Annotated in this window: 1 protein-coding gene; it reads left to right on the plus strand. The window is 55.0% G+C overall.

The features are described 5' to 3' along the window. The first annotated feature begins 64 nt into the window (after nt 1–64). Nucleotides 65–1,227, plus strand: a protein-coding gene (locus AC19YT_RS28195; RefSeq protein WP_146375134.1) for an IS3 family transposase whose coding sequence is annotated in 2 segments (ribosomal slippage) — nt 65–320 and nt 320–1,227 — 1,164 coding nt in all. Because the reading frame shifts where the segments join, the coding sequence is not laid out codon by codon here. The last annotated feature ends 8 nt before the right edge of the window (nt 1,228–1,235 follow it).

Below are 1,235 nucleotides of genomic sequence, written 5' to 3' on the forward strand. Positions count from 1 at the left end.
TGTAGTGGTCTAATGAAACCGGACACCCATTTAGGCGAGAATGCTCGCCAGATCGAGGTGCCAGATGACCAAACAACGCCGTTCCTTTTCCGCTGAATTCAAACGCGAGGCTGCTGACCTCGTGCTCAAGCAAAACTACAGCTACATCGAAGCCAGCCGTTCACTCGGCGTCGGCGAATCGGCCCTGCGCCGTTGGGTTGACCAGGTTCAGAAGGAGCGCCAAGGCGTCACCCCGCAGAGTAAAGCGCTGACACCAGAACAGCAGAAAATTCAGGAACTGGAAGCCCGGATCGCCCGCCTTGAACGGGAAAAATCCATATTAAAAAAGGCTACCGCGCTCTTGATGTCGGAAGATCACGAGCGTACGCGCTGATCAATCAGCTAAGTGTCCATGAGCCGATTGATTGGCTGTGCAAAGTGTTTGATATCAACCGCTCAAGCTACTACGCCCACCGCCTCAAACGGCGAACGCCTGATGTCGAACGGCTTCGGTTGCGCAGCCGGGTGAGCGAGTTGTTTTCACAAAGTCGCAGTGCTGCTGGCAGTCGTAGCCTTCTCTCGATGATGCGTGACGATGGTGAGCAACTCGGTCGGTTCAAAGTGCGCAGCTTGATGCGCGAGCTTCATCTCGTCAGTAAACAACCTGGCTCTCATGCCTATAAACGAGCGACGGTTGAACGGTTGGATATCCCGAACATCTTGAATCGGGAGTTCGATGTTCCGGCACCCAACCATGTGTGGTGCGGCGACATCACCTACATCTGGGCCCAAGGGAAATGGCATTACCTGGCTGTCGTGCTGGATCTTTGCACACGCCGGGTAGTGGGCTGGGCGTTGTCGGAAAAGCCGGACGCCGATCTGGTTATCAAGGCGCTGGATATGGCTTACGAGCAACGAGGAAAACCTCAGGGCCTGCTGTTTCACTCGGATCAAGGGTCGCAGTATGCGAGTCGTTTATTTCGCCAGCGGCTGTGGCGTTATCGCATGCGCCAGAGCATGAGCCGGCGGGGAAATTGCTGGGACAACGCGCCAATGGAACGCGTGTTCCGCAGCTTGAAAACAGAATGGATACCGACCACGGGCTACAGAACGGCTCAAGAAGCCAAGCGCGATATCAGCCATTTCTTGATGCATCGGTACAATTGGATTCGACCCCATCAATTCAATGATGGGCTGGCGCCAGCTCGGGCCGAAGAAAAACTTAACGTCGTGTCCGGGATTAGTTGACCACTACA

The sequence above is a fragment of the Pseudomonas sp. MF08875 genome (assembly GCF_059862525.1).